General features: G+C 58.6%; 24 protein-coding genes and 2 pseudogenes. 14 read left to right on the forward strand and 12 right to left on the reverse strand.

Annotation, left to right across the window (positions count from 1 at the left end; translation table 11 throughout):
• Positions 1–77 precede the first annotated feature (77 nt).
• From FIV02_RS20560 to FIV02_RS20600, 9 genes and pseudogenes are all read left to right on the forward strand, one after another.
• Positions 78–1,028, forward strand: a complete 951-nt coding sequence (locus tag FIV02_RS20560) for a hydrolase or metal-binding protein (protein WP_152489664.1) — start codon at positions 78–80, stop codon at positions 1,026–1,028.
• Positions 1,000–1,497: a DNA repair protein RadC gene (gene radC, locus FIV02_RS20565; protein ID WP_009686157.1), complete on the forward strand. Its 498-nt coding sequence runs from the start codon at positions 1,000–1,002 to the stop codon at positions 1,495–1,497. Before FIV02_RS20560 ends, radC begins: the two co-directional genes overlap by 29 nt.
• A gap of 10 nt (positions 1,498–1,507) precedes the next feature.
• Positions 1,508–1,681 (forward strand): hypothetical protein, encoded by a 174-nt coding sequence (locus tag FIV02_RS24860; protein WP_172979186.1) that lies wholly within the window; start codon positions 1,508–1,510, stop codon positions 1,679–1,681.
• 148 nt (positions 1,682–1,829) lie between these two features.
• Positions 1,830–2,447: pseudogene (locus tag FIV02_RS20570) on the forward strand (IS5-like element ISPpu18 family transposase); the annotation flags it as partial.
• A 696-nt stretch (positions 2,448–3,143) separates the two neighbouring features.
• A complete protein-coding gene (locus FIV02_RS20580; protein WP_152489665.1) occupies positions 3,144–4,406 on the forward strand; it encodes a TolC family protein in 1,263 nt (420 codons plus the stop codon).
• Positions 4,403–5,863 carry an efflux RND transporter periplasmic adaptor subunit gene (locus FIV02_RS20585; RefSeq protein ID WP_003452298.1) on the forward strand — a complete coding sequence of 487 codons (1,461 nt, stop codon included), beginning with the start codon at positions 4,403–4,405 and terminating at the stop codon, positions 5,861–5,863. The genes FIV02_RS20580 and FIV02_RS20585 overlap by 4 nt, the downstream gene beginning before the upstream one ends.
• Entirely contained in the window at positions 5,860–9,009 is a 3,150-nt protein-coding gene (locus FIV02_RS20590) for an efflux RND transporter permease subunit (protein WP_152489666.1), read from the forward strand. Before FIV02_RS20585 ends, FIV02_RS20590 begins: the two co-directional genes overlap by 4 nt.
• Before the next feature lie 145 nt (positions 9,010–9,154).
• Positions 9,155–9,487 (forward strand): DUF2790 domain-containing protein, encoded by a 333-nt coding sequence (locus FIV02_RS20595; RefSeq protein ID WP_150609636.1) that lies wholly within the window; start codon positions 9,155–9,157, stop codon positions 9,485–9,487.
• Positions 9,488–9,643: 156 nt separating this feature from the next.
• Entirely contained in the window at positions 9,644–10,969 is a 1,326-nt protein-coding gene (locus tag FIV02_RS20600; protein ID WP_152489667.1) for an OprD family porin, read from the forward strand.
• Between the two features lie 103 nt (positions 10,970–11,072).
• Here the strand turns inward: FIV02_RS20600 and FIV02_RS20605 are convergent.
• The 3 genes and pseudogenes from FIV02_RS20605 to FIV02_RS20615 all read right to left on the reverse strand — a co-directional run.
• A pseudogene (locus tag FIV02_RS20605) lies at positions 11,073–11,558 on the reverse strand (transposase family protein); the annotation flags it as partial.
• Positions 11,559–11,579: 21 nt separating this feature from the next.
• Positions 11,580–12,092 carry a signal peptidase II gene (gene lspA / locus FIV02_RS20610; RefSeq protein ID WP_004863699.1) on the reverse strand — a complete coding sequence of 171 codons (513 nt, stop codon included), beginning with the start codon at positions 12,090–12,092 and terminating at the stop codon, positions 11,580–11,582.
• A gap of 3 nt (positions 12,093–12,095) precedes the next feature.
• Positions 12,096–12,992 carry a cation transporter gene (locus FIV02_RS20615; protein WP_004574643.1) on the reverse strand — a complete coding sequence of 299 codons (897 nt, stop codon included), beginning with the start codon at positions 12,990–12,992 and terminating at the stop codon, positions 12,096–12,098.
• Between the two features lie 95 nt (positions 12,993–13,087).
• Here FIV02_RS20615 and cadR point away from each other — a divergent pair, with 95 nt between their 5' ends.
• A complete protein-coding gene (gene cadR, locus FIV02_RS20620) occupies positions 13,088–13,495 on the forward strand; it encodes a Cd(II)/Pb(II)-responsive transcriptional regulator (RefSeq protein WP_037051462.1) in 408 nt (135 codons plus the stop codon).
• A gap of 152 nt (positions 13,496–13,647) precedes the next feature.
• Here cadR and FIV02_RS20625 read toward each other — a convergent pair whose 3' ends face one another.
• The 6 genes from FIV02_RS20625 to FIV02_RS20650 form a co-directional block, all read right to left on the reverse strand.
• Positions 13,648–14,091 carry a DUF411 domain-containing protein gene (locus FIV02_RS20625; protein ID WP_037051460.1) on the reverse strand — a complete coding sequence of 148 codons (444 nt, stop codon included), beginning with the start codon at positions 14,089–14,091 and terminating at the stop codon, positions 13,648–13,650.
• Positions 14,081–14,923 (reverse strand): cytochrome c, encoded by an 843-nt coding sequence (locus FIV02_RS20630; protein ID WP_003139525.1) that lies wholly within the window; start codon positions 14,921–14,923, stop codon positions 14,081–14,083. Before FIV02_RS20630 ends, FIV02_RS20625 begins: the two co-directional genes overlap by 11 nt.
• Before the next feature lie 9 nt (positions 14,924–14,932).
• Positions 14,933–15,922, reverse strand: coding sequence for a copper resistance protein B (locus FIV02_RS20635; protein ID WP_152489668.1), 990 nt, complete (start codon positions 15,920–15,922; stop codon positions 14,933–14,935).
• A complete protein-coding gene (locus tag FIV02_RS20640; protein ID WP_003246749.1) occupies positions 15,912–16,223 on the reverse strand; it encodes a hypothetical protein in 312 nt (103 codons plus the stop codon). The genes FIV02_RS20635 and FIV02_RS20640 overlap by 11 nt, the downstream gene beginning before the upstream one ends.
• A gap of 12 nt (positions 16,224–16,235) precedes the next feature.
• On the reverse strand, positions 16,236–18,059 hold the full coding sequence (locus FIV02_RS20645; RefSeq protein ID WP_152489669.1) for a copper resistance system multicopper oxidase: 1,824 nt from the start codon (positions 18,057–18,059) through the stop codon (positions 16,236–16,238).
• 186 nt (positions 18,060–18,245) lie between these two features.
• Positions 18,246–18,452, reverse strand: a complete 207-nt coding sequence (locus FIV02_RS20650; protein WP_152489670.1) for a co-regulatory protein PtrA N-terminal domain-containing protein — start codon at positions 18,450–18,452, stop codon at positions 18,246–18,248.
• Between the two features lie 283 nt (positions 18,453–18,735).
• Between FIV02_RS20650 and FIV02_RS20655 the strand changes: the two genes are divergently transcribed.
• From FIV02_RS20655 to FIV02_RS20670, 4 genes are read left to right on the forward strand one after another with little or no spacing between them, the layout of a single operon-like run.
• Positions 18,736–18,996 carry a hypothetical protein gene (locus FIV02_RS20655; protein WP_152489671.1) on the forward strand — a complete coding sequence of 87 codons (261 nt, stop codon included), beginning with the start codon at positions 18,736–18,738 and terminating at the stop codon, positions 18,994–18,996.
• A 44-nt stretch (positions 18,997–19,040) separates the two neighbouring features.
• On the forward strand, positions 19,041–19,877 hold the full coding sequence (locus FIV02_RS20660) for a DUF692 domain-containing protein (protein ID WP_004374664.1): 837 nt from the start codon (positions 19,041–19,043) through the stop codon (positions 19,875–19,877).
• Complete coding sequence (locus tag FIV02_RS20665; RefSeq protein WP_003246754.1) at positions 19,874–20,668, forward strand: DNA-binding domain-containing protein; 795 nt, start codon at positions 19,874–19,876, stop codon at positions 20,666–20,668. The genes FIV02_RS20660 and FIV02_RS20665 overlap by 4 nt, the downstream gene beginning before the upstream one ends.
• Positions 20,669–20,718: 50 nt before the next feature.
• Positions 20,719–21,033: a hypothetical protein gene (locus FIV02_RS20670; protein WP_152489672.1), complete on the forward strand. Its 315-nt coding sequence runs from the start codon at positions 20,719–20,721 to the stop codon at positions 21,031–21,033.
• Between the two features lie 19 nt (positions 21,034–21,052).
• On the opposite strand, the gene FIV02_RS20675 is transcribed toward FIV02_RS20670, so the two are convergent.
• The 3 genes from FIV02_RS20675 to FIV02_RS20685 form a co-directional block, all read right to left on the reverse strand.
• On the reverse strand, positions 21,053–21,253 hold the full coding sequence (locus FIV02_RS20675; RefSeq protein ID WP_003246756.1) for a heavy-metal-associated domain-containing protein: 201 nt from the start codon (positions 21,251–21,253) through the stop codon (positions 21,053–21,055).
• Between the two features lie 97 nt (positions 21,254–21,350).
• Complete coding sequence (locus FIV02_RS20680) at positions 21,351–22,778, reverse strand: UvrD-helicase domain-containing protein (RefSeq protein ID WP_033725463.1); 1,428 nt, start codon at positions 22,776–22,778, stop codon at positions 21,351–21,353.
• Positions 22,768–24,495: an ATP-dependent endonuclease gene (locus tag FIV02_RS20685; RefSeq protein WP_037051447.1), complete on the reverse strand. Its 1,728-nt coding sequence runs from the start codon at positions 24,493–24,495 to the stop codon at positions 22,768–22,770. Before FIV02_RS20685 ends, FIV02_RS20680 begins: the two co-directional genes overlap by 11 nt.
• Positions 24,496–24,523: the final 28 nt, after the last annotated feature.

Genomic DNA, 24,523 nt, shown 5'->3' on the forward strand with positions numbered 1-24,523 from the left:
ACTCCATCCCTCCCCTTGGCCAGTCCATGCAGTTAGCGCTGCGTGGCTGGCCTTTTTTCATTTCCAGGAGACACACCATGCTCAAAGGTCTGGCTATCACCCCGCCGGTGCTCGGGCGGATTTCCATCGGCAAGGTCATCGAGAAGAACGGCAAACGGCTGCCGGAGAAGGATGACCAATTCACCATCACGTCCCAGGTGCAGGGTAAGGACGGCTGGCTGCTGCACCCTCTCAATGACGAGCTACGTCAGGGCAAGGACGACAAGCTGCGCAGCATTCCGGTACGTCTGCTGTTCAACGAACCGGAGCTGAACTTCAGGGCTGACTACACACTGTTCGACCGGCAATCGGGGCGTCCGATCTGCGTCGGCAATGGCGAGACCTGCAAGCGGGTCACGCAGGACGGCATGCAGTCGCTGCCCTGCCCTTCACCGGATGCCTGCCCACTGGCCAAAGGCGGTGCCTGCAAGCCCTACGGTCGACTGAACGTGGTCATTGGCGATGAGGATCCGCTGGGAAGCTTTGTATTCCGCACCACCGGTTTCAACAGCATCCGCACCCTCGCAGCCCGCCTGCATTACTTCCAAGCCATCTCGGGTAATCGCCTGGCCTGTCTGCCGCTGGAGTTGCGCCTGCGAGGTAAGTCGACTCGCCAGAGTCATGGCACGCCGATCTTCTACGCCGACCTGACAGTACGCGGTGGCATGGACATGGCTGAAGCGCTGGTGACCGCCAGTGAACTCGATTCGCGGCGGCAAGCTGCAGGCTTCGATCAAGCCGCCTTGGATGAGGCAGCACGACGCGGCTTTGGCAACGGAGCATTCGAAGACAGCGAGGAGGATGTCAGCGCCATCGTGGAAGAGTTCTACCCCGAGGGTGAAGCCCCTGCTGCAGCAACAATTTCGCAACTCAACCCCACCAAACCCAGCCTGACTGAAAAGCTCGATGCACAAGCTGCTCGTCAAACCCCACCCACAGACCGAGACCAAGGAGGCCGCCATGCGCCTGCACAAGCTGAAAGCCAGTGACACGACCGGCACCTACCTGGTCGAGTCGCCGGTGACGGAAAACGACATCCTGCTGATGGCCAGGCAACTGGCCAGTCTGCGCCTACGCAAGGGACGTGCACTGACCTCGCCTAAGGAGGCGTTCAGTCACCTGCAGACGCTGCTGGCTGATTATGAGCACGAGGTTTTTGCACTGCTCATGCTCGACAGCCGACACCGGGTGATTGCGTTCGAGGAAGTGTTTCGCGGAACCCTGGATGGAGCCAGCGTCTACCCACGGGAAATCGTGAAGATCGCCTTGGAACACAACGCAGCGGCAATCATCCTGGTACACAACCACCCCTCAGGTGATCCCGAGCCCAGCCAGGCGGATCGCAATCTCACCACGAAACTGCAGGACGCACTGAATCTGGTCGGAGTCAGAACGCTCGATCACGTTGTGGTAGGCCAGGAGGATTGTGTGTCGTTGGCTGAGCGCGGCTACCTGTAAGGAGGTGCCAATGAAACTGCTGCTACGGACTGTTGCCTCGGCATTAATGTTTGCCGGGATCTTGGCCGGTTGTCTGGCGATATTGCTGCTGATGATTCTGATGGTGCGCTTTCCACCATTGCTGATTGCCGTGGTGTTGGCGTGCTGGATCTACCGGAAGCAGAAAGTAAGAATGAACCCTTGAACAGTGAGCCAGCGTGGGTAGTCGAAAGACTGCCTGCAATGGCTCCCTCTTTTTTCTTTTGCCCTGGTAGCTAACGCTTACCTGCTGCCTTGTAAGCTGCACTTCGTTCACGCTTGCCCACTGCGACCACAATCACAACCACCCGATCATCATCAATGGCTACCTGGGGGATCGCGGCCTGTCGCTGCGCCAGGGCACTATCGTCGATGCCACACTGATCCACGCGCCCAGCTCGACCAAGAACCAGGACGACAAGCGCGACCCGGAAATGCACCAGAGCAAGAAAGGGAACCAGTATTACTTTGGCATGAAGGCGCACATCGGCGTAGATGATGAGTCGGGGCTGGTACACAGCGTGGTAGGCACGGCAGCCAACGTGGCGGATATCACCCAGGTCGACAAACTGCTGCACGGTGACGAGAACGTCGTCTGCGCCGATGCCGGCTACACCGGCGTCGAAAAGCGCCCCGAACATGCTGGCCGCGAAGTGATCTGGCAGGTCGCAGCACGCCGCAGCACCTACAAGAAGCTCGATAAACGCAGCGCCCTGTACAAAGCCAAGCGCAAGATCGAGAAGGCCAAGTCACAAGTGCGAGCGAAGGTCGAGCACCCGTTTCGAGTGATCAAGCGCCAGTTCGGTTACGTGAAGGTGCGCTTCCGTGGCCTGGCCAAGAACACCGCTCAGCTGGTGACGCTGTTCGCGCTGTCGAACCTATGGATGGCGCGCCGACATTTGCTGACTACCGCAGGAAAGGTGCACCCGTAATGCGGAAAATGGCTGCTGCGAGGTGCTCGCGGCGGCCAAAAACGGAGAACTGAGCGGGTTACCTGGTCGATTTTGATCGACGGCCCGCTTTCAAAAGCAGCGAGGGCTGAAGTCGACCGGAAATACAGGGTTACTTCAGACCTTCCCTAGACACTCTATTTGATCCAAATCAACGAAGTGCTGTTATCGTCAAAAGGAGCATTCATGGCTCGGGGGCAATCTGCTATCGTTGGCCTATTGCCCCGCCTGGTGAATTGCTGTGCGTCGGATTGGATTGATCCTGCTAATGATTGCTAGCCTCGTGCTGCCGACCTTCGGCGGTGTGGCTTTCAGCATGCCGGCACAACCTTGCCCGATGCAGAGCGCCGATCATCAGGGCCATGCAATGGCCGATGCTCCGTGCTGCGAGCAAATGGACAAGTCTGATGGGGTGGCCAAGAAGTCCCCTTGCAAACCCGGCCAGGAATGCAAGACCGGAGGACTTCTCCAGACCACCGTGATCAAGAGCATATCCCCTCTCCCCTCACGCCCCGAGATATTGCTGACCCAGTCGGTGATTAAGCGAGAGCCCGCAGGACTCTGGCGCCCTCCTCGTTTCGTCTAATGCAGTGATCATCCCGCGCCTTACAGTCAGGCGCATCGTCGCGGTCACGTTTCGTAGTCGCGACTTCGATCAATCGCATTGGAGGCGAAAGCATGTCCGCTTTCCTTTTTCCACGCCGTGGCTTTCTCGGTGTGTTGGCTGCCGCATTCTGGGCAGCTCCCTGGCTTGCCGCGCAGGCGCAGCCCCTAACTTTCGAACGAGCCCAAGCTCTGGCCGAGCAGAGTGCCCCTGAGAACCTCGCGCGCCAGGCGCAGGTGGCATCGGCACAGCAGGCTGTCGAGCCCGCAGACGCCCTGCCCGATCCCAAGCTGATTCTAGGCATCGACAACCTGCCGATCGAAGGCCCTGACCGTTACACGCTTAATCGTGACTCCATGACCATGCGCCGCATTGGGTTCATGCAGGAAGTCCCCAACAGTGACAAGCGTCAGGCTCGGCGCCAGTTGGCCGAGGCTTCAGTAGGCCGAGCCGAGGCCGAGCAGCGTGCCATGCAGTTGGAGATCAAGCGCCAGACGGCAGTGAGCTGGCTGGATGTGTACTACGCCGAACGCAGTTTTGGCCTCTTCGATCAACTGGACCGTCAGATCGAGATGCTCCGCTCGACCGTGCAATCGCTGATTGCCGGCGGTAGTGCTCAGCCTGGCGAGCTGTTGCAGGCCGACCAGGAAGCTTTGGCGTTACAAGATCGGCGAGATGAACTGAATCGCGATGTGGCAGTAGCTCGTGCCAAGCTGCGCCGCTGGATAGGCAACGAGGCTGACCAGCCTTTGCAAGGAGGTGTTCCCAGTCTGAACCTGGTGGCACCGCACCTGCAGCAACGCATTGCCTCACACCCTGAGTTGCGCGCTGCCTCCGCCCGAGTCGGCGAGGCTAGCGCCGAGCTGAACGAGGCCATCGCCGAGAAGACCCCCGACTGGGGTGTTGAGTTTGCCTACAACAATCGCGACAACCAGTTCGGCGATATGGTGATGGTGCAATTTACCTTCGACCTGCCGTTGTTCGTAGGCACACGTCAGGGGCCCAAGATCAACGCCAGACAACAAAGCGTGTCGCAGATGGAAGCCGAGCAGGAAGCATTACTGCGCGCCCATCAGGCTGAGCTGGAAGGCGGTATTGCCGAGCTTGAGCAACTGCGCAGGACCTTGTCACGCACCGAAAAAACCTTGATCCCGCTTGCAAGCAAACGGGCCGATCTCGAACTGGCCGCCTACCAAGCCGGTAACAGCCAGCTCACATCCGTTATTACTGCCCAGCGCGACCTGATTGATGCGCAACTGCGGCAGATTGAACAACAGCGCAAGTTGAGCCAGCTCTCCGCAAGCCTGTACTACGCCTATGTGGAGGGCCTGAAATGAAGATATCGACATTTGGTTTTGCGGTCGCCGTGCTGACCGTGGGCATTGGCGCGGCGGGCGGTGGCTACTGGCTGGCCCAGCGGCAAGCCAAACACGAGCTACTGCCTAGCTCCGCACCGACGGACGAGCGCAAGGTGCTCTATTGGTACGACCCGATGCAGCCTGAGCAGCGCTTCGATAAACCGGGCAAGTCACCTTTCATGGATATGGAGCTTGTCCCTAAATACGCAGGATCCGAGCAAGATCCGTCTGTCCTGAGCGTCCCCGCTCAAGCCGTGCAGAACCTCGGAATGCGGACCTCGACGGTGATCCGCGGTGTACTGCCCTCGGATATCGAGGTGGTCGGCTCCCTGGCCTATAACCAGCGAGAGGTAGCGAACCTCCAGGCCCGCGCTGGCGGATTCGTCGAGCGGGTTTACGGGCGTGCCCCTGGCGATGTACTGCCAGCTGGAACACCCCTGGTCGACCTGCTGATTCCCGAGTGGTCCGCCGCGCAGTTGGAATTCCTCGCGGTACTGCGTACCGGTGACGCCCGCTTGATCACTGCGGCCCAAGAGCGCCTCCGCCTGCTCGGCATGCCACAAGCGTTGATAGAGCAGGTTCGCCGCAGCGGCAAACCGCGGGCAGTGCAAACCCTCACCACACCTATCAGCGGCGAGCTCCAAGCCTTGCAGGTACGCGCCGGGATGACCGTTGAAGCCGGGCAGGATCTAGCGTTGATCAACGGGCTGTCCAGTGTCTGGCTCGATGCGGCGATACCCGAGGCCATGGCCGGAAGTATCCAGGTCGGGGACGAGATCCGCGCCAACCTGACGGCCTTTCCTGATCGACCGCTGCTGGGCCGCGTCATAGCCTTGCTGCCGAGTGCCGATCCGCAAACGCGCACGCTCACGGTACGCAGCGAGCTACCCAACCCTGCCGGTAAGTTGCGCCCCGGCATGTTCGCCGCCGTACGCCTGAACAGTGCCGTCGAACAATCCACGCTTCTTGTGCCGAGTGAAGCCGTGATTCGCACCGGGAAGCGTGCATTGGTGATGCTGGCCGAAGGCGACGGACGCTACCGTCCCCAGGAAATCACCTTGGGCCGCGAGGCCGATGGGCGTCTGGAGGTGTTTTCCGGTCTTGAGGAAGGTCAGGCGGTCGTTACCTCCGGCCAGTTCCTCATCGATTCGGAAGCCAGCCTGCAGGGCATCCTGGCCGGCAATGCAGAACAGGACAGCACGGAGGGGCTGCATGTGTCTCACGGCGTTATTCGCGCACTGGACGGGAAACAAGTCACCCTGGAGCATGGCCCCTTCGAGAGCCTGAATATGCCAGGTATGACCATGGCTTTTCCTCTGGTCAGCTCCGAAGTAGCTGTGGGACTTAAGCCAGGAGATCACGTACGCATCGCCGCACGTCAGACAAACTCCGGCCTGCTGATCGAGCAGCTCCGCAAGGAAGGAGACCAGCCATGATCGCGCGCCTGATCCATTGGTCGATCGGCAACCGCTTCCTGGTACTGCTGGCCACCCTGTTCATCACCGCCCTGGGCCTCTGGTCGCTGCGCAACACGCCGTTGGATGCACTGCCGGACCTATCTGACACCCAGGTCATCATCAGAACCAGCTTTCCCGGACAGGCACCGCAGATCGTCGAGAACCAGGTGACCTACCCACTGGCCACAACCATGCTCTCGGTACCGGGGGCGAAGACGGTGCGCGGCTACTCGTTCTTCGGCGACTCCTTCGTCTACGTGCTGTTCGAGGACGACACCGACCTCTACTGGGCGCGCTCGCGGGTGCTGGAGTACCTCAACCAGGCGCAGGAACGCCTGCCCGAGGGTGTTACCACCACCCTTGGGCCGGATGCCACCGGCGTGGGCTGGATCTACCAGTACGCCTTGGTCGACCGCAGCGGCCAGCATGATCTTGCCCAGCTGCGGGCACTGCAGGACTGGTTCCTCAAGTACGAACTCAAGAGCCTGCCCAACGTAGCCGAAGTGGCCACCCTCGGCGGCATGGTCAAGCAATACCAAGTGCTGCTCGATCCGCAGAAGCTGGTGGCTTATGGGGTAACTCAGCAGGAGGTCGAAGCGGCGCTGAAGAGCGCCAATCAGGAAACCGGCGGCGCCATCCTGGAGCTGGCAGAGCGCGAGTACATGGTGCGGGCTTCAGGCTATCTAGAGAGCCTGGCGGATTTCCGCAATGTGCCGCTGCGGGCTTCGGCCAGCGGAGTTCCGGTGCTGCTGGGTCAGGTGGCCACCATTCAGCTGGGGCCAGAGATGCGTCGTGGCATTGCCGAGCTGGATGGCCAGGGTGAAGTGGTAGGCGGCGTGGTCATCTTGCGCTCCGGAAAGAATGCCCGCGATACCATCGCCGCGGTGAAGACCAAGCTGGACAGCCTGAAGGGCAGCTTGCCGGCCGGCGTCGAGGTGGTCACCACCTATGACCGTTCGCAATTGATCGACCGCGCCATCGATAACCTCAGCTACAAGCTGCTGGAAGAGTTCGCGGTGGTTGCCCTGGTTTGCCTGATCTTCCTCTGGCACCTGCGCTCGTCGCTGGTCGCGATCATCACCCTGCCCCTGGGCATCCTGATGGCCTTCATCGTCATGCGCTACCAGGGCGTCAATGCCAACATCATGTCGCTCGGCGGGATCGCAATCGCCATCGGCGCCATGGTCGATGCCGCCGTGGTGATGATCGAGAACGCGCACAAGCACATCGAGGCCTGGAAGGCTCGACACCCCGGTGAACCGCTTCAGGGCGAGGCGCACTGGCGGGTGATCGGCGAAGCTGCGGCCGAGGTCGGGCCGGCGCTGTTCTTCAGCCTTTTGATCATCACCCTGTCTTTCCTCCCGGTCTTCACCCTGGAGGCCCAGGAGGGTCGCCTGTTTGGCCCGCTGGCATTCACCAAGACCTATGCCATGGCTGCCGCTGCTGGCCTCTCGATCACCTTGGTACCGGTGCTGATGGGCTATTGGATTCGTGGGCATATCCCCAGCGAACAACAGAACCCCTTGAATCGTTGGCTGATCGGTGCATACCGGCCGGTGCTGGAGTGGGTGCTGGCTTGGCCTAAGGTGACCCTAGCGCTGGCCTTGCTAGTGTTTTTGTCCAGTCTCTGGCCCCTCAGCAGACTCGGAGGAGAGTTTCTACCGCCGATGGACGAGGGCGACTTGTTGTACATGCCATCAGCCCTGCCCGGCTTGCCGGCCAGCAAGGCCACCCAGCTGCTGCAGCAAACCAACCGGATGATCCTCACGGTGCCCGAAGTGGCACGGGTATTCGGCAAGGCCGGGCGAGCAGAGACCGCCACCGATCCAGCACCGCTGGAAATGTTCGAGACCACGGTGCAGTTCAAACCACGCGATCAATGGCGCGCGGGGATGACACCCGAAAAGCTGATCGAGGAACTGGATCGCGCGGTAAAAGTTCCGGGGCTGTCCAATATCTGGGTGCCGCCCATCCGCAACCGCATCGACATGCTGGCGACGGGGATCAAGAGCCCCATTGGGGTGAAAGTGTCCGGAACCTCCTTGGTCGACATCGAGCGCATAACGCGCGATATCGAGGCCGTGGCCAAAGAGGTGCCTGGGGTGAGTTCGGCCTTGGCAGAACGCCTTACTGGCGGCCGTTACGTGGACATCCAGATCGATCGACTGGCCGCGGCGCGCTATGGCCTGAGCATCGCCGATGTGCAGGCGGTGGTATCGGGCGCCATCGGCGGCAGCAATATTGGTGAGACGGTTGAAGGACTGGCCCGCTTCCCGATCAACCTGCGCTATCCCAAGGAGTGGCGAGACAGTCCGCAGGCACTACGGCGTATGCCGATCCTCACGCAAGCCGGCCAGCAGATCACCTTGGGCACCGTCGCCCAGGTTAGTCTGACCGAAGGGCCGCCAATGCTGCGCAGCGAGAACGGGCGTCTGTCCGGTTGGGTCTATGTCGATGTCCGTGGGCGCGACCTGGCATCGACCGTGCGCGAGTTGCAGCAACGCGTAGCTGAGCAGGTACAACTCGATGCTGGCATGACCGTCTCCTACTCCGGTCAGTTCGAGTTCCTGGAGCGCGCCAATGCACGGCTGGCCTGGGTGGTACCGGCGACCTTGTTGATCATCTTCGTGCTGCTTTACCTGACCTTCAGCCGCTTCGGTGAGGCCCTACTGATCATGGCAACCCTGCCCTTCGCCCTATCGGGCGGCATCTGGCTGCTCTACTGGTTCGGCTTCAACCTGTCGGTTGCCACTGGGGTCGGCTTTATCGCCTTGGCCGGCGTCTCGGCGGAATTTGGGGTGATCATGCTGCTGTACCTGAAGAATGCCTGGCATGCACGTATGGATGCCGGGCGCAGCGGTGACCCGGCACTACTGGAGGCAATTCGTGAAGGCGCAGTGCTGCGCGTGCGGCCCAAGGTGATGACGGTGGCCGTGATCATCGCCGGCCTGTTGCCAATCCTCTGGGGCGGAGGTGCCGGATCTGAAGTGATGAAGCGCATCGCCGCGCCCATGGTCGGCGGCATGATTACCGCGCCGCTGATGTCCATGCTGGTTTTGCCGGCCGCCTACTGGCTGATGCGAAGGCAGCGTACACAGAAGGTTCGCGCACCACAGGAGATATAGCTTTACAAACCCGGGCAAGCCACGCGCCAAGCTGACTCGCCCGGGTAACGCGGCAGGAAGCATTACGGCGATGTAACTTTGACTTCATTTTTATGACAGGTTGAGCGGATATATTTTAATCACCACCTTGAAGGAGTGATTAAATATGAAAAGCCTCAAAGTTATTGCAGCCCTTGCCGTTATGGTTGTTTCCTCTGCCGCTCTGGCAGAAGGCGGCGCTGATCGTGTTTATGGTCGGATGATTCAGGCCAATGAGCAGGCCATGCAAGAGTATGCTGCCGCTAACGGAAAGAATCCGCCTGAAGTTATTCATTACCGCTACGGCATGAAGCTCGATATCGCCAGGGTCGTGGCCACTACCTCAACGGACTCTAGCTGCAATGTGATGCCAGCCCAGATGACCTACGAGGACTCCAACGGCGATCTGAATATTCTTGAATACCGTGCAGCCGGAACAGGTTGCCGGAACCAAAACTAATAAATGACATCGCGCTGACTGAAAAGTAATTTTCAAGTCACCCTGACGTTATTTGGCATGTGGAAATATGGCCAAGGCGCGCCTGGTTATGCCCGGCGCGCTTGGCACATATATGCGACCACACAATGACAACTGCCAATAACATCAGGAGCATTTATGAATAACAGAACCCTGTTAGGACTTTCTCTACTCGCTCTGAGCATCAGTACCGGGCAAGCTGCAATGGCCGCCGACGAGAAAGGCGAGGGATTTATCGAAGGCAGCAGCCTGACCATCCTCAATCGAAATCTCTACTTCAACCGTGACTTCCGCAAAGGCCAGTCCAGCAGCTCGGGTAATGGCTATTCGGAAGAGTGGGCGCATGGCGTGATAGGCCGATTCGAGTCTGGCTTCACCGAGGGCACCATAGGCTTCGGTGTCGATGCCTTTGCCATGCTAGGACTCAAACTTGACACCGGCGACGGCCGTTCAGGAGCCGGTGGCTCAGTCGATGTGCTGCCTTACAACAGCCTCGGGCAGGCTGAGGATAACTACTCCAAACTGGGTGGCGCGGTGAAAGCTCGGTTCATGGATACCGAGATCAAGGCAGGCGACGTCTTTCCCGTCAGCCCGGTCGTCCAATACGGTGATGCACGGCTTTTACCGGAGAGTTTTCGAGGTGTCACCGTGGTCAACAGCAGCGTGGAAGGACTGTCGCTTCAGGGCGGTCGCCTCCACTCGATGAGCCAACCCAATACCAGCAGCATGCGCGACGGCTTCGCTACCTTCTACGCGGGCGAAGTGGACTCGCCATGGATCGCCTATTTCGGTGGTGATTACACGCTTAATGACAACGTCGGCTTTAGTCTCTACACCAGCCGCCTCAAGGATGCCTGGAATCAATATTACGCGGGCACCACGCTGAGCTACCCGCTTGCGGACGATGTCGCCTTGATCGGCGGGCTGAACTACTACAAGGCGGTCGATGAAGGGAGGCAGCTCCTCGGGAGCTTCGATAACAACATCTGGAGCGGCAAGGTCGGCATCCAATTCGGCGCTCATACAGTGCTGGTGGGTCTCCAGCGCAACAATGGCGATGATGACTTCGACTACTTGCGCCAATCGGACTCCATCTACCTCGACAACTCCATCCAGTACAGCGACTTCAACTCGCCGAAGGAGAAGTCATGGCAAGTGCGCTATGACCTGGATATGGAGCCTTTCGGTGTGCCTGGATTGAGCTTCATGACTCGATATGCCCAGGGCTGGGATGCCGACTACAGCAACGCCAACGAAGTCTATATGCGCCGTGATGACAACGGCGATCCGTTGACCAACCAGAAGCGCTGGGAGCGGGACATCGAGGCCAAGTACGTTGTGCAGTCTGGGTCGTTGAAGGACATGTCCTTTCGCATTCGACAAGCCACGACTCGCGCCACCGACTTCGAGTCGGATCTGGATGAGTTCCGCTTCATTGTCGAATACCCGCTGGAAGTTCTCTAACCTCGGTGCGCGAGCGGGTTGATTGCCCGCTCGCGCCGTGGTCCTGCTGTCCCCTCGTAGTGCTCCTTTGGTTTGGAGACAGCCCTTGGCGCCCTCGGGCGCCTTTTTTACTTAGGTATAGCTCGTCAATGCCCAGGATGCGGGGCGTCTCGAAGCGGTGCCAGCGCCCCAGGAACTCGGCGCGGGCGTTGAAGATGTCGCGCACCGTCTTCTCGTCCAGGCCGGTCTGTGCCGCCACAAAGGTGTAGGGGTGGTTGAAGGATTCCTTCTCCACGTACTCATGCAGCCGCAGTGTCATACGGAATCCGTCCACCATCTCCGGTAGCTGGGGCCTGAATGTTGTCTTGCAGGCCCGGCAGGTGTATCGGCGGCGGACCACCCAGAGAGTGACCCGCTTGCCGTGGATGGGCAGATCACGATAGGGAACGTCACGCTTGCCGAACCGTACGAACTCACCCTGCACGCCGCATTCCTCGCAGGCGATGGGATCGGGCCCGTCCACCTGGAAGTGCATTTCGTCGTCGGTTGATTTGCAGCCCAGTACTTGGTATTGCGGCAGGTGAAGGATGTTGTCGGGAAGTTCGGTCATGGTGTTGTATAAGCGTAGGTGTCAGTCAGATCCATCCGGCTCGGCATTGGTGTTTGCTTTTTTACCCAACAAGCTGCTGGAAACGAAAAGTAAGGCACCGAGGACAATTGCAATATCAGCCAGGTTGAAGGCCGGCCAATGCCAGTCTCGCCAATAGAAATCAAAGGAATCCACAACATAGCCGCGAAAGACCCGGTCAATCAGGTTGCCCATGGCGCCACCGAGGATAAGACTGTAAGCGATGGCTTCTCCTTTATGACGATTTTCAAGGATCAGCTTGATCAGAAAAATCGAGACCACTACCGCGATTCCGATAAAAAAGTAGCGCTGCCAGCCTCCACCATTCGCAAAAAGACTGAATGCGGCACCGGTGTTCCATAGGTGCACCCAGTTAAAGAACGGGGTCACCGAAACATACTCGCCATAGGCCATTGATTGCTGCACCAGCCACTTTACAGCCTGATCAGACGCTGCCAGCAGGCCCGATATGGACAATAGGGCATACGGCGAGAGCTTTTTGCCAATAATGAGCATTATTTAACCCTTCAACGCCAAAATGCGTCTGGCACCGTTAAGTACAATGCCCCCCGCGATGGTGCCGATAATCAGATCCGGATAATTGGAACCGGTCCACGCGACCAGGGCGCCGGCGGTGATGACCCCCAGGTTGATCACCACGTCGTTGGCCGAGAATATCCAGCTTGCCTTCATGTGCGCCCCGCCTTCCCGATGTTTGGATATGAGCAGCAGACAACTGGTATTGGCAATCAATGCGACGAATGCGATAGCCATCATCACCAGCGATTCAGGCTCACTACCGAATACAAAGCGTCTCACCACCTCTACGAGCACGCCCACAGCCAAGATCAGTTGCAGTACACCAGCAAGATGCGCGGCACGTACCTGCATTTTCACGCTATGTCCAACCGCATAAAGGGCAAGCCCGTACACCGCCGCATCGGCAAAATTGTCCAGGGATTCTCCAATCAGGCCGGTGGACTGGGCGATCAGACCGGCAGTCATTTCCACCACGAACAGAAGTGCATTGATGCCGAGCAACCAGCGCAGGGTCCCGGATTCTTGCTTAGCAGAAGCTGCCGAAAACTCGGCGGCCTTGATGGTCTCCGGATTTGCAGCGACGGTTTCCTGAAGCGAGGCGCCTAGCCCCAAGGTCTTCAGTTTCGAGGTGACGGGCTCGACCTCGCCGTCATGCACGACCTTCAGCCGGCGGTTCGACAAGTCGAAGGACAGCGCCCGAATCTCCTCAAAGCCGTTCAGGGCTAGGCGAATCATTCGTTCTTCTGATGGACAGTCCATCTTCGGCACGGCATAAACACTGACCCATCTCCCTGGCGCCTCGGAGGAGGCCTGTATATCGGTATCCGCTGCGGACGTTGCATCACCGCCACAGGCGCCACCACAGGATTTGCTCATGATACGACTCCACTTGAACAATGTTGTGGTACCACTTAAAACTATAAAGCTACTATAAGGTCAATAGAGTAAAGAATCCGTTGGGGAGGAGGCTGATGCGCATTGGTCAGTTGGCGCAGTTGGTAGGGGTCGAAACACAGACGATCCGCTTCTATGAACAGCAGGGCTTGTTGCCGCCGCCTGATCGGCAGGACAACGGTTACCGTGTCTATACCGAGAAGCATGGTGAGGGGCTGGCCTTCATCCGTCGCTGCAGAATCCTGGGCCTGTCACTGGCTGAGATTCACGAACTACAGAGCTATAAGGACGACCCTCATCAGCCTTGTACCGCCGTCAACGCCTTGCTCGATGATCACATCTCTCATGTGCGGTCGCAGATAACCGCTCTGCAAGCGCTTGAGAAACAACTCGTTTCACTGAGAGCGAGTTGCAACGATGACCGGGAAGTTGAGGCGTGTGGGGTTCTTGCTGGAATTAGCGAAGGAAACATGCACCAGCAGTAGGTGAAGCATCAACCAGATAATCCGATGAGATGCCGGTCTGTCTCACTCTCATGCAAAGGTAAGATCAACCATTTAATCCGCTTACCCGGTTAAAGGATGTATGAAAAAGAATCGGCCACTTTAGACGCAAGCAGCCGTGCGGGCAGGCAGTACTACTGGGTGGGATATTCTGCAACGACCTGATCGGCACCCGTCTTGGTCAAGCCAATGACCTGGTAGGCATGCTGTACACCATCGACTTCCATGCCGGGGGAGCCCGCCGGCATCCCGGGAACAGCGATGCCCACGAGATCATCGCGCTTGGTGAGTTCGATGACCTGGGCCGCCGGCACATGACCTTCGACGAACTTGCCGTCAATCACCGCGGTGTGGCAAGACGCCAATCGCGGCGCGACGCCCAGACTTTGCTTCACTGCTGTCATGTTGCTTTCGACATGGTCGACGACTTTGAAGCCATTCGCTTCGAGGTGTGAGATCCATTTTTTGCAACATCCGCAATTGGCATCACGATGGACATCAATCGTCAGGGCCTCAGCGGCTTGAACTGCAGATATGGCGGAGAGAGCGGCCAGCAGGGCCAGATACTTAGCTTTCATGTACGTGCTCTTTGCCATCGGCGTGGGTGTGGGTCTTGGGCGAGGCGTTCGGAGCCTGCTCGGCGTGATGATCACCTCCGTTGGACGACGCCTCATCTCCAGCATGGTGGTCATCGCCACTCATATCCGAATGGTGACCTGCCTTAGGTGCGGAGCCACCCTCGCTATCCGTAGCCGCGGCATCGTGATGACCAGGCTCTCCAGCATCACCTGATCCATGATGGTCATCGCCACCGCCACTATTGTCATGATGGCCAGGCTTGTTGTCGCCGTGCTGTCCTTCATGGTTATGCATCTGCGTTTCCCCACCACCGTGCTGATGGCCGCCACTGGATGCGACGAGTGTTTGGTATTGCTTGGCATCCATCGTCGGCAGTTGGTTGAGGAAGGCAACCATGCCCCAGATGTACTCGTCTCCCATGCTCTTGCCCCACGCAGGCATACCCGTTGCCTTGATGCCATGCTTGATCACCCAGAACGCTGCTGACGGATTGCCATCGACACCGATCTTGGCGAGGTTGGGGGGCGCAGGATAAAGCGATTGGCTTAGCTCGGTCTCCGCCACACCTGGCGCCAAATGACAGCCGATACACATGGAGTTGTAGTTGCCCGCACCGGCGCGAATAAGAGCTTGATCATCCAGGTTGGGAACCTCGATGTCCCGCGAACGGACTTCGATAGAGCGGTCACGGGCCATCGTGAGAAACGCATGCACTGCAGGAAAATGGGGATCGTCGGCCCCCACGTTGACCACGCCAAAGTAGGCGCCGGCCAGGACAGCTGTGCTACCGACCACGCCGGCCGCCACCAAAGTTTTAATTGTTCTTTTCATGTCAGGTTCTCAAAACCACATCCGGATACCGGCGACAAAACGCGCCTCGTCTACATCACCGCCCTCGTCGCGCACCATGTCTGCCGTGTTGCCATAGGAGCGGCTCCAGGAAACCCCGATATAGGGGGCAAACTGCCGGACAATCTCGTAACGCAGACGTAAACCGAGCTCGGTATTGGCCAACCCGGACCCCACACCTCGCTCAGGATCGTTCTTGCCGTAGAAGTTCATTTCGGCAGTTGGCTGGAGAATCAGCCGGTTGGTCAGCAGAATGTCGTACTCGCCCTCCAGTCGGGCAGCAGTTTGGCCATTCTCGCCGACGAAGGCCGTGGCTTCGGCCTCAAAGGCGTAAAGCGCCATGCCCTGGATACCGAAGGCGGCCCAAGTCTGCGGCGACTCCGGTTTGAAGTCCTGGCGAACGCCCGCGACGACATCCCACCAAGGGCCGATCGAGCGGCCGTACAGCAGCTGTAATTCAGCATCCTCGGTCACGCCGTTGGTACGCTCGCCTTCAGAGCGGAACCAGACCCGGTTGATATCACCGCCTACCCAGCCCGACGCATCCCAGGCCAGGGTGCTGCCCTCATCTGCGTCCTGGTATTCGAGCTGATCGAGCAGGAAAAAACTGTTGATGGCGCTATCGTGAACCTTGTGGCCAGGTAATGGTGGGAAAGCCGCTTGGCGATCAGCATCCGTCAGAACGGGAATCGGCGTACGGCTGGTGGTTCTTGGGGCTTCAGTGGAACCATGTTTCATCTTTGAATGATCCATGCCTTCCATCTGCCCTTGCATGGCGCCATGGTTCATCTTGCTGTGATCCATGCCCTCCATCGGCGCTTTGGTAGCGCCGTGGCTCATCTGGCTATGGTCCATCGACATGGTGCCGTGCCCCATTGCCGAATGATCCATTTCTTCCGCAGCCAAAGTAACGCCGCCGCTGAACGCACTCAGCGACACAGCCAGCGCCAAGAGAGATGGACGTGAAAACCTAGTGGTCATGGTTCGAACCTGCTTCGGCTTCGGTGCCGCCATGCTTATCCATCATCTTCTCGTGCCCCATATCGTCATGGTTCATACCCTCATGATCCATGGCGCCATGATCCATCTGATGGCCAGCGGCCTTGCCTTTCGATTGATCTGCAGGCTTGTCACTGGCGTCGGGCGCAGCCGACTCGGCAGCATGTTGTTCGTGCTCGCTGTGCCCCTCACCTGCCAATGACGTCGGCGCGTGCAGAACAGCCAAAAGACTGAACATCGCTGCGCTGCCAAACAGGGCATTACGCTTCATAAAAGTACTCATCAGAAATCTCCTTTACTCATCCACACGGACTTCACGGAACATGCCCGTTTCCATGTGGAGCAACAGGTGGCAGTGATAGGCCCAACGCCCCAACGCATCGGCGGTTACCCGATAGCTGCGCTTGGAACCTGGCGGCATGTCGATGGTGTGTTTACGCACCAGGAAATTGCCGTTCGCATCCTCCAGATCACTCCACATGCCATGAAGATGGATCGGGTGAGTCATCATGGTGTCGTTGACCAGCGTGATGCGAACACGCTCGCCGTACTTGAGGCGCAGAGGCTCGGCGTCAGAGAACTTGATTCCATCGAAGGACCAGGAGAATTTCTCCATATGCCCGGTGAGGTGCAGCTCGATGGTGCGACTTGGCTCACGCCCGTCCGGATCAGGGAAGGTGCTGCGCAGGTCAGAGTACGTGAGGACGCGTCGGCCGTTGTCTCGCAAACCAATACCTGGGTCGTCCAACTTATGCGTTGGTGTCATGGTTTGCATATCGACCAGCGGGTTGTTGGTCTCTGAGGCTGGGTGTGCCTGCATGGCACCTGCCATGCCTGCCATGCCTGCCATGCCTGCCATGCCCGAATGATCCATTCCCGCCATCTGGCTGTGATCCATGCCGGCCATGCCACCCTGCATGCTCCCATGATCCATGCCCGACATACTGCCGTGATCCATCCCGGCCATGCTCCCATGATCCATGCCGCCCATGCTGCCGTGGTCCATGCCCATGTCACCCATGGCAATCAGTGGGCGCGGGTCAGGGCTTGGTACCGGTGCACTCAACCCTTCCTGTACCGCAAGGGTGCCGCGCGCATAGCCAGTGCGGTCCATGGATTGGGCAAACACGGTATAGGCCTGTTCGCTGTCTGGTTCGATGATCACGTCGTAGGTCTCGGCCACGGCGATACGGAACTCGTCGACGCTGACCGGTTTGACGTGCAGACCATCGGCCGCAACCACAGTCATCTTCAGGCCTGGGATGCGCACATCGAAATAGGTCATCGCCGAGGCGTTGATGAAGCGCAGGCGGATCTTTTCGCCCGGTTTGAATATGCCGGTCCAGTTGCCATCAGGTGCCTGGCCATTCATCAGGTAGGTGTAGGTGTAGCCACTGACGTCAGCGAGATCCGTCGGGCTCATCTTCATCTCGGCCCACATCTTGCGATCGGCTACCGCAGCGGACCACCCCATCTCGCTCACGTCATTGATGAAATCACCAACGGTGCGCTTGTGGTAGTTGTAGTAGTCCGACTGCTTTTTGAGCTTGGCCAGTACCCGCGCTGGATTTTCATCGGTCCAGTCGCTCAGCAGCACGACATAATCACGGTCGTAACTGAAGGGCTCGGGTTCCTTGGCGTCGATGACCAGCGCGCCGTATACGCCGACTTGCTCCTGCAGCCCGGAGTGACTGTGGTACCAGTAGGTGCCGTTCTGGTTGACCTTGAACTTGTACTCATACATGCCATCGGGGGCGATGCCATGGAAGCTCAGGCCCGGAACACCGTCCATGTTCGCCGGCAGGATAATGCCGTGCCAGTGAATGGAGGTGTCCTCTTGGAGGCGGTTGCGCACGCGCAGTGTGACGGTATCGCCTTCGCGCCAGCGAAGAATCGGCCCCGGGAGCGAGCCGTTGATGGTCATGGCCGTGCGCGCTGCGCCGGTGATGTTCACCGGGGTTTCACCGATGAATAGGTCGAATTCGTTACCAGTCAGTACGTTGGGCTGGCCGGGGCTGTTCACCGCCCAGACCGGCGTGCGCCACATGCCCATGCCGCCGAGAATACCGACGGCGGCGAGGCCTTTGACGAAAGTACGTCTTGTGGATTTGCTTTGCATGCCGTTATGTCCAATCCGTCATATGAGCCGGTGATGTGCATCCGGTCTCGGGTTCATTGACTGCCAGTGTCAGGAGGTTGAATCTTCAAGCCTTGCGCGCTGCGCAAGTTCCCCCGACACCAAACAGTATGAAACTGCCATATCTCAACCATCCGAGTGATTACATTTCTGTAAGGTTGATAGGGCTCAGCAGTTGGCGTGTTCCGCCTGTTTGGTTTGGCTGCCGGCGACGGGAGCTTCATCCTTCTGCTGCTTGGCCAACTGATACGCTTCCAGCGAGACCTGACGGGCCTGCTCCATGCGTGCAAACGTGCGATCGGCACCGCCTTCGGCCATTGCCAGAGTGGAAGCACTCAGGGCAGCAACTACAAACAGGGTTTTGATCGATTTCATTTCGTGAATCCTCGTAAGTTTAGAAGCCCCCGTAACTAGTGGGGACGAGCCTTAAGCTCGCTCTTACGTTAACCACGAAGCCCTGTCAGCAACCTGATCTGAACATTACAGTTCCGTCAGGTTGCTATTTCTTTCTTGTAGGCCCTCCTGAAGGCTCGGTACTGTCCTCTTGCCCGAGAAGCCTTGCGGATTCCATGGGCCTGCTCGGTAGCAATGCCTGAGCTAACTCGCTCATTCGCACCGACGGATCGCGACCATCAAACAATCAAGAGAGATAGCCACTATGTCGAACAAATCCAACGTAGCTACCGGTGCCACCCTGGCTCTGGTAGCCGCCAGCCTGTTCTCCACCCTGCCCGTCCAGGCTGCTCAGGAAACCAAAGCAGCAGAAGTGAAGTGCTTCGGGATCAATGGTTGCAAAGGGCAGAACGACTGCATGACCGCGAAAAACGACTGCAAAGGCCAAGGCGAATGCAAAGGCCAAGGGTTCAAGTTGATGACCCAGACCAAATGTGACGAAGCCGGTGGCAAAACCAGCGAATAAGGCGGTTCAGGGGAGTGCATGCCACTCCCCTGCTGGAGTCTCGAATGAGTAAGCGCAAAACTCTGGGTTTCGGTCTTGGCCTTCGTAACGAGTATTACCGGCAGATCCTGGAGGAACGGCCTGCGGTCGACTGGTTCGAGATCATTTCCGAGAATTACCTGGTGGAGGGCGGCAAGGCTCTCTACTTCCTTGATGCGATCGGCGAGCACTACCCCCTGGTGATGCACGGAGTATCTCTTTCGATTGGCGGCTCACATGCCTTGGACATAGACTACCTACGACAGCTCAAGCAGCTGGCGGATCGGGTGCAGCCTCAGTGGGTGTCTGATCACCTGTGCTGGAGTCGAGGCAACGCCCATCAACTTCACGATCTGCTACCGCTGCCGTTTACCCAGGAGAGCCTGCTGCATGTCGCGGCCCGGGTGCGCTTGGTGCAGGATGTTTTGGAACGTCCCATCGTGCTGGAGAACGTTTCCTCCTACGTGCAGTGGACAACATCCAGCATGAGCGAGTCTCAGTTCCTCTCGGAGCTCAGTTACCTGACCGGGTGCGAGCTGCTTCTCGACGTGAACAACGTCTACGTCAGTTCGCGCAACCAGGGTTTCGACCCTTGGCAGTTCATCATGGAATTGCCGCACGAGCGGATTCGGCAAATTCACCTGGCCGGGCACAGCGATTACGGGCAGTACCTCATCGACACCCATGACCAGCCCATCGCTGATCCGGTTTGGTCTCTCTACAGCAAGACTTTGAGCTACTTGGGCCCGACATCGACCTTGATCGAGCGGGATGACCAGTTTCCGCCGCTGGAAGAGCTGTTGTCCGAATTAGCACATGCCCGTGCTATCGCCAAATCTGTGATATCGGGGGCCACCCCTTGAGCCTGATCGCCCTACAGACTGCATTTGAAACTTACCTGACAGGTGACAGTGCCCTGCCCTCCAACGAGCTTTTGGAGCAGATCCGAGGTAGCACAGCGCTGAGTGCTCTCGAAGGCCTGCAGATCTACCACAACGCTTACCGTTCGCGCCTGCTTGCGGTCTTGCGAGAAGACTTCCCTGCCCTGCTTCACTGGATCGGCAACGAATCATTCGAGCAGCTCGCACTGGCCTACTTGGCCGCCTGGCCACCACGACATTTCAGCATTCGCTGGCTGGGCGAGAAGCTGCCCGAGTTCATTAGCAGCTACGTCGAAGAACCCCAACTATCGCCGATGCGCGAACTCGCGGAACTGGAATGGGCCTTTACACTGGCCTTCGACGCTCAGGATGTCGAAGCGCTTTCGCTGGAGACCATGAGTGATTTTTCGGCTGAAGACTGGATTTCACTCAGGGTTTCCCTGACTGCATCTGCCCGGTGGTTGCAGCTGCAGTACAACACGCTGGAGTTGTGGAAAGCCGCCAAGTCCGGCAGCTTGCTGCCTGATGTTACCCGCCTGCCAACGAACCTAGCCTGTCTTGTTTGGCGTCATGAACTCGTCTGCCAGTACCGGAGCCTGGAGCCAGCGGAGGCTTCGGCATTGCAGTTTCTCATCGAGGGCGGATCGTTCGCTGAACTCTGCGAGTCGTTGAGCGCCACGCATGGCGAGCAAGCTCCCTTGCAAGCCGCGACCTGGTTGAAGTTGTGGGTCAACGACGGTTTGCTAAAGCGCGGCCAGCTATTACACGAATGACCCGGAACCTTTAGGCTAGCGCTCTCTCTTTGGCCACTCCGAGCGCTTCTATGACTCACCGCATCATTCATTTCAAACAGCAAGCCTTGCTTGACCCGGAGACCTATCAGGCAATGCTGGCCGACGGCGTTGGTCACTGGGAGCGGCTTGCAGGAGAAGTCGTCGGCATAGAAGACGAAAAAAGCCACGAGTTCGCTGCATTGAAAAGCCTGTTCAAGCGCAAGCGGTACTCCTATGACACGCTGGAAATGCGCGAGCCAGGCGATCACTCAAACTGGCTTCGCGGCCGAGATGGTTCAGAACGTATGACCAACGAGGTCACCAGTATCCCAGGGCTAAAAGAGCTCTCAGAACTGGGGATTTAGTGGGATAGCAGGTCAGCGCTCAAGCGCTGACCTGGGCCGAATAGCCAAGCTCCTGGATGAGTTCGCGGATCGATTCGGCACTTTCTGTGCTCTCAACGGTGACCTTGCCGGCCGCTCGATCCACTTCTACTCGTGCATCCTGATCCAGAGCTTGAATGGCCTTCGTGATTTTGCTCACGCAACTGCCACAGCCCATCCCCGCAACACTCAGACTAAACATGTCTTTCACCTCATTTCGTCCGCGGCTCAAGTTACCGCACGGACAGCATCGACCTTGACACGATGGCAAGGTCAAGCCCGTAAGCGCTACAAAAGGATCAGCCGTTTACCACGGGCGTAAGGATGGGGGTTGGTGAACACACCACGACATGCCTTGCGCCCCTCGTCAGTGCGACGTATAGATTCTGGGGGGTCATAAGCTCAGGATGCAGGACAACCGAGACATCCGCCTCCAGCCCCTTGAGAAGTAATGTGCTGCCTACAGAGCGTCTTGCGATCGGTCGGGCAAGGTGTCTATTGCGCTCTCGCGCTTGAATGGCTGCACTCAGAAAGTCGGCAGCACCTCCCACCACCGCTTGCATTGCAGACCGGCAGCAGTACAGAACCTCCGGTCGGTATACACGTGCCCCGTGCTGCTCAGCGAGCGTATCGATCACACGGAGCGCTTGCCCCAATGTTGGCGCTGCTACGAAATCGATCGCCGCAGCCTCGGCCGCGGTCGGAGGCGTTCGGGCCCTTCCTGCACGCAGCGACTCCACGCGCGTTCGCAGGTTTGCTGCACCTACCCCCGTCATTACGCTGGAAGCAAACTCCACAAGTTGTGCCAGAGCATTGGCACCCTGCAAGTCAAAGTTCCTGGCGAAGTTGACGAGATCTCTCAGGTCGACGGCTTCTACGGCCATGGCACCGGGTGTCTGGCTCGTGAGCTGATGGCGACCTTGCACGTTGATGGAGTCCCCGATGATGAGGACGCTACCCTGAGCGTTGGGAGCTTCGGTTCTCGCGGCCACCAGTCGCTGCTGAACTTCGGTTCCGGCGTTTAGCTGCACCCAACGCACTTCTGCTGGAGCCGTGCGCAGATCCACCGGCTGACCAGCTTGAAGTTGTTGCCTTATGGCGAGCAGCCACTGCCCGAGGTTCTCAGCTCCAGCCAGCCGCCAGCGCCACGGTATCCTCAACTCTCCCGCTGCGGGAAACAGGGGTTGCACCTCATTCGCCCAATGCACCAGTCGATTGCCACGGAAGCTGAATATGGCTTGCATCGGGTCACCGAGCACGCAGGTCGGAAGCACCTGGGCCAAACCAGACACGATGGCGTGCTGGACGACGTTGCAGTCTTGGTACTCGTCGACAAGCAACCGTGCATAGGTGGCGCGAAGGGGCTGAGCGAGGTGACCGGCCTGCAACAACTGCATGGCGGCCTCCCGAATTGCCGGATAGTCAGTATTGGGTTGATGCAGCTGTAGGATCTGCGGGTTATGGCCGCTTCGCGCTGGGAACTTAGCGATCAGGCGCATCGAGAATCCGTCAATGGTGGAGACTCGATATGCGGAGTTAGGAACACCGGCTCGTCTCAGGCGCGCCCGTAAGGCCGCAACGCCGGCGTTCGTATGTGTCAAGACGAGGATGGGTTTGCTCTGCGTATGCGCGATGAGCGTCTCGGCAATCAATTGCGTTTTTCCACAACCTGCGGGGGCCGTTATGGAGCCACGCTCGATAGCGAAAAGATCAATCTCAGGGGGCACTTGTAAACGTCCAGAGCTGATTCGTGACTGCCATGAAGCCCGGTTCGGCGTTCTGTAAAGACGGACCGACGATGTCCCTTGCAACCTCCTGATAGGTTGTCAGCGACTTGAACCAGCCGCTGTTGCGGATACGGGATGCGGTTCCCAGCAGCTCTCGTCTCTCAGGTGAGTACCCATCCACGAGTCGCTTGGCTCGGATATCGTTCAGCGTCACGCGGCCTTGGGACTTCGTCTGAATGTGTGCGTCCATCAGCTCTGCACCCACTATTGTTTCGGCTTTCGCCAGAAGTGCATCGAGTGCTTGCTCACTGAGATGGCGGAAGATCTCGTCCTCCAACGTGAGGCCTGGTCGCCATGTAAGAATTTGCCCGCCGGCGGCCAAGAATGCTTCAGCGAGCCCCGCGGTCGAAGGCTTGTCGGCATCTACAAAAACCATCACGCGGTAACCCAAGTTCAGAAGTGCTGTTCCCCGGATAAGACTGTTATCGGGGCTTCCCCCGCCGGCGTCCACATACGCGCCGCCATGGGCCAGGAATGAGGTAGCGCCAAGACTGACCCACCATTGGTCAAGGCCACGCGCGAAGCCAACCTCGCTGGCCCCCTCGCAAACGATGATGGATTTGGCGAGGAATGCTTCGGGGTCCTTCCGAAGGGTACTTTGTACCTCGTTGGCTTCCCCAGCTGGCATAACACTGTGGCGCTGAGGTGCTGACCGAACAACGAATAACTGGCTGCCGGACAGCTCGCGCAGCGCGACCGGCGAGTGCGTCGTCATGAACACTTGCAACGGAGCGGCAGCGTCCTTTGCACCCAGCGAGTCCAGGAATCGCATGAGCCGATGAGGTTCAAGCCCGTATTCCACCTCATCAACCAGGGCAATTGGCGCGGCGCTGGCCGCAGCCCTTTGAAGCCCTGCCACTAGCAAGCGTGACGAGCCCGTGCCAAGGGAGCGCAGCGGAATACCTGTTTCACTGTGCAGCGCGATCGCCCCCTCGCCAATCGACACAGAATGTGCGTCAAGGAGCGCCTGAGGCATAGCCCCGACCGAAACGCCAAGATGCTGTGCTGTGCGTTGCACGACCTCAAGCGTCTGGGTCAGATGTTCGGCTGCTTGATTGCCAAAGTTCGCTCTTGCTTGCCTAGCGGCGCGCGCCAGTTCAGCACCAAGCTCGGCGCGCTCATCGGTAAGTCGATTGAGCACTGAGCCACGACTCCACGACAAGTTCGAACTCGCAAAGCTGCCGATACGGGCGGGTGCTAGTGCCGCTCGTTCCTTCCAGGGAAGAGTGCGTTCGAGTTGCTGCTGCTCCGCACGCTCAGAAAAAAGTGTCCAGGTAGGTTCCAAATCGGCACCAACTTGCAGGAGCAAGGTGATAACGGTCTCCAGCCCCGCTCGCGGTTCGTCTTCGACTTCTCCCGTTCCTGGATTGAATCCACGCAAGAACTCGCCGTAAACATCGATATCCATCAGCGATACCGGCAAATCGCCAAGCGTCACACTGATGGTGATGGGTGTTTCGACGTTCAGAGCGAAGAAGTCCATGTCGCCGAACGTGCCGCCCCGGCGGGCACCGACGCAAAGGTCAATCGCATCTAGAATGCTGGACTTTCCACTATCGCCAGGACCTATGAGGCAGTTAATTCCTGGGGCCGGCACCCAGTCGAGCGCCTGGATAGATCGGAAGTTGCTGATAATCAGTCTGCGAATGCGGGCCACGGAGAGTCCTCATGGGTTAACGACGACC

Source organism: Pseudomonas sp. THAF187a, from assembly GCF_009363395.1.
Lineage (GTDB): Bacteria > Pseudomonadota > Gammaproteobacteria > Pseudomonadales > Pseudomonadaceae > Aquipseudomonas > Aquipseudomonas khazarica.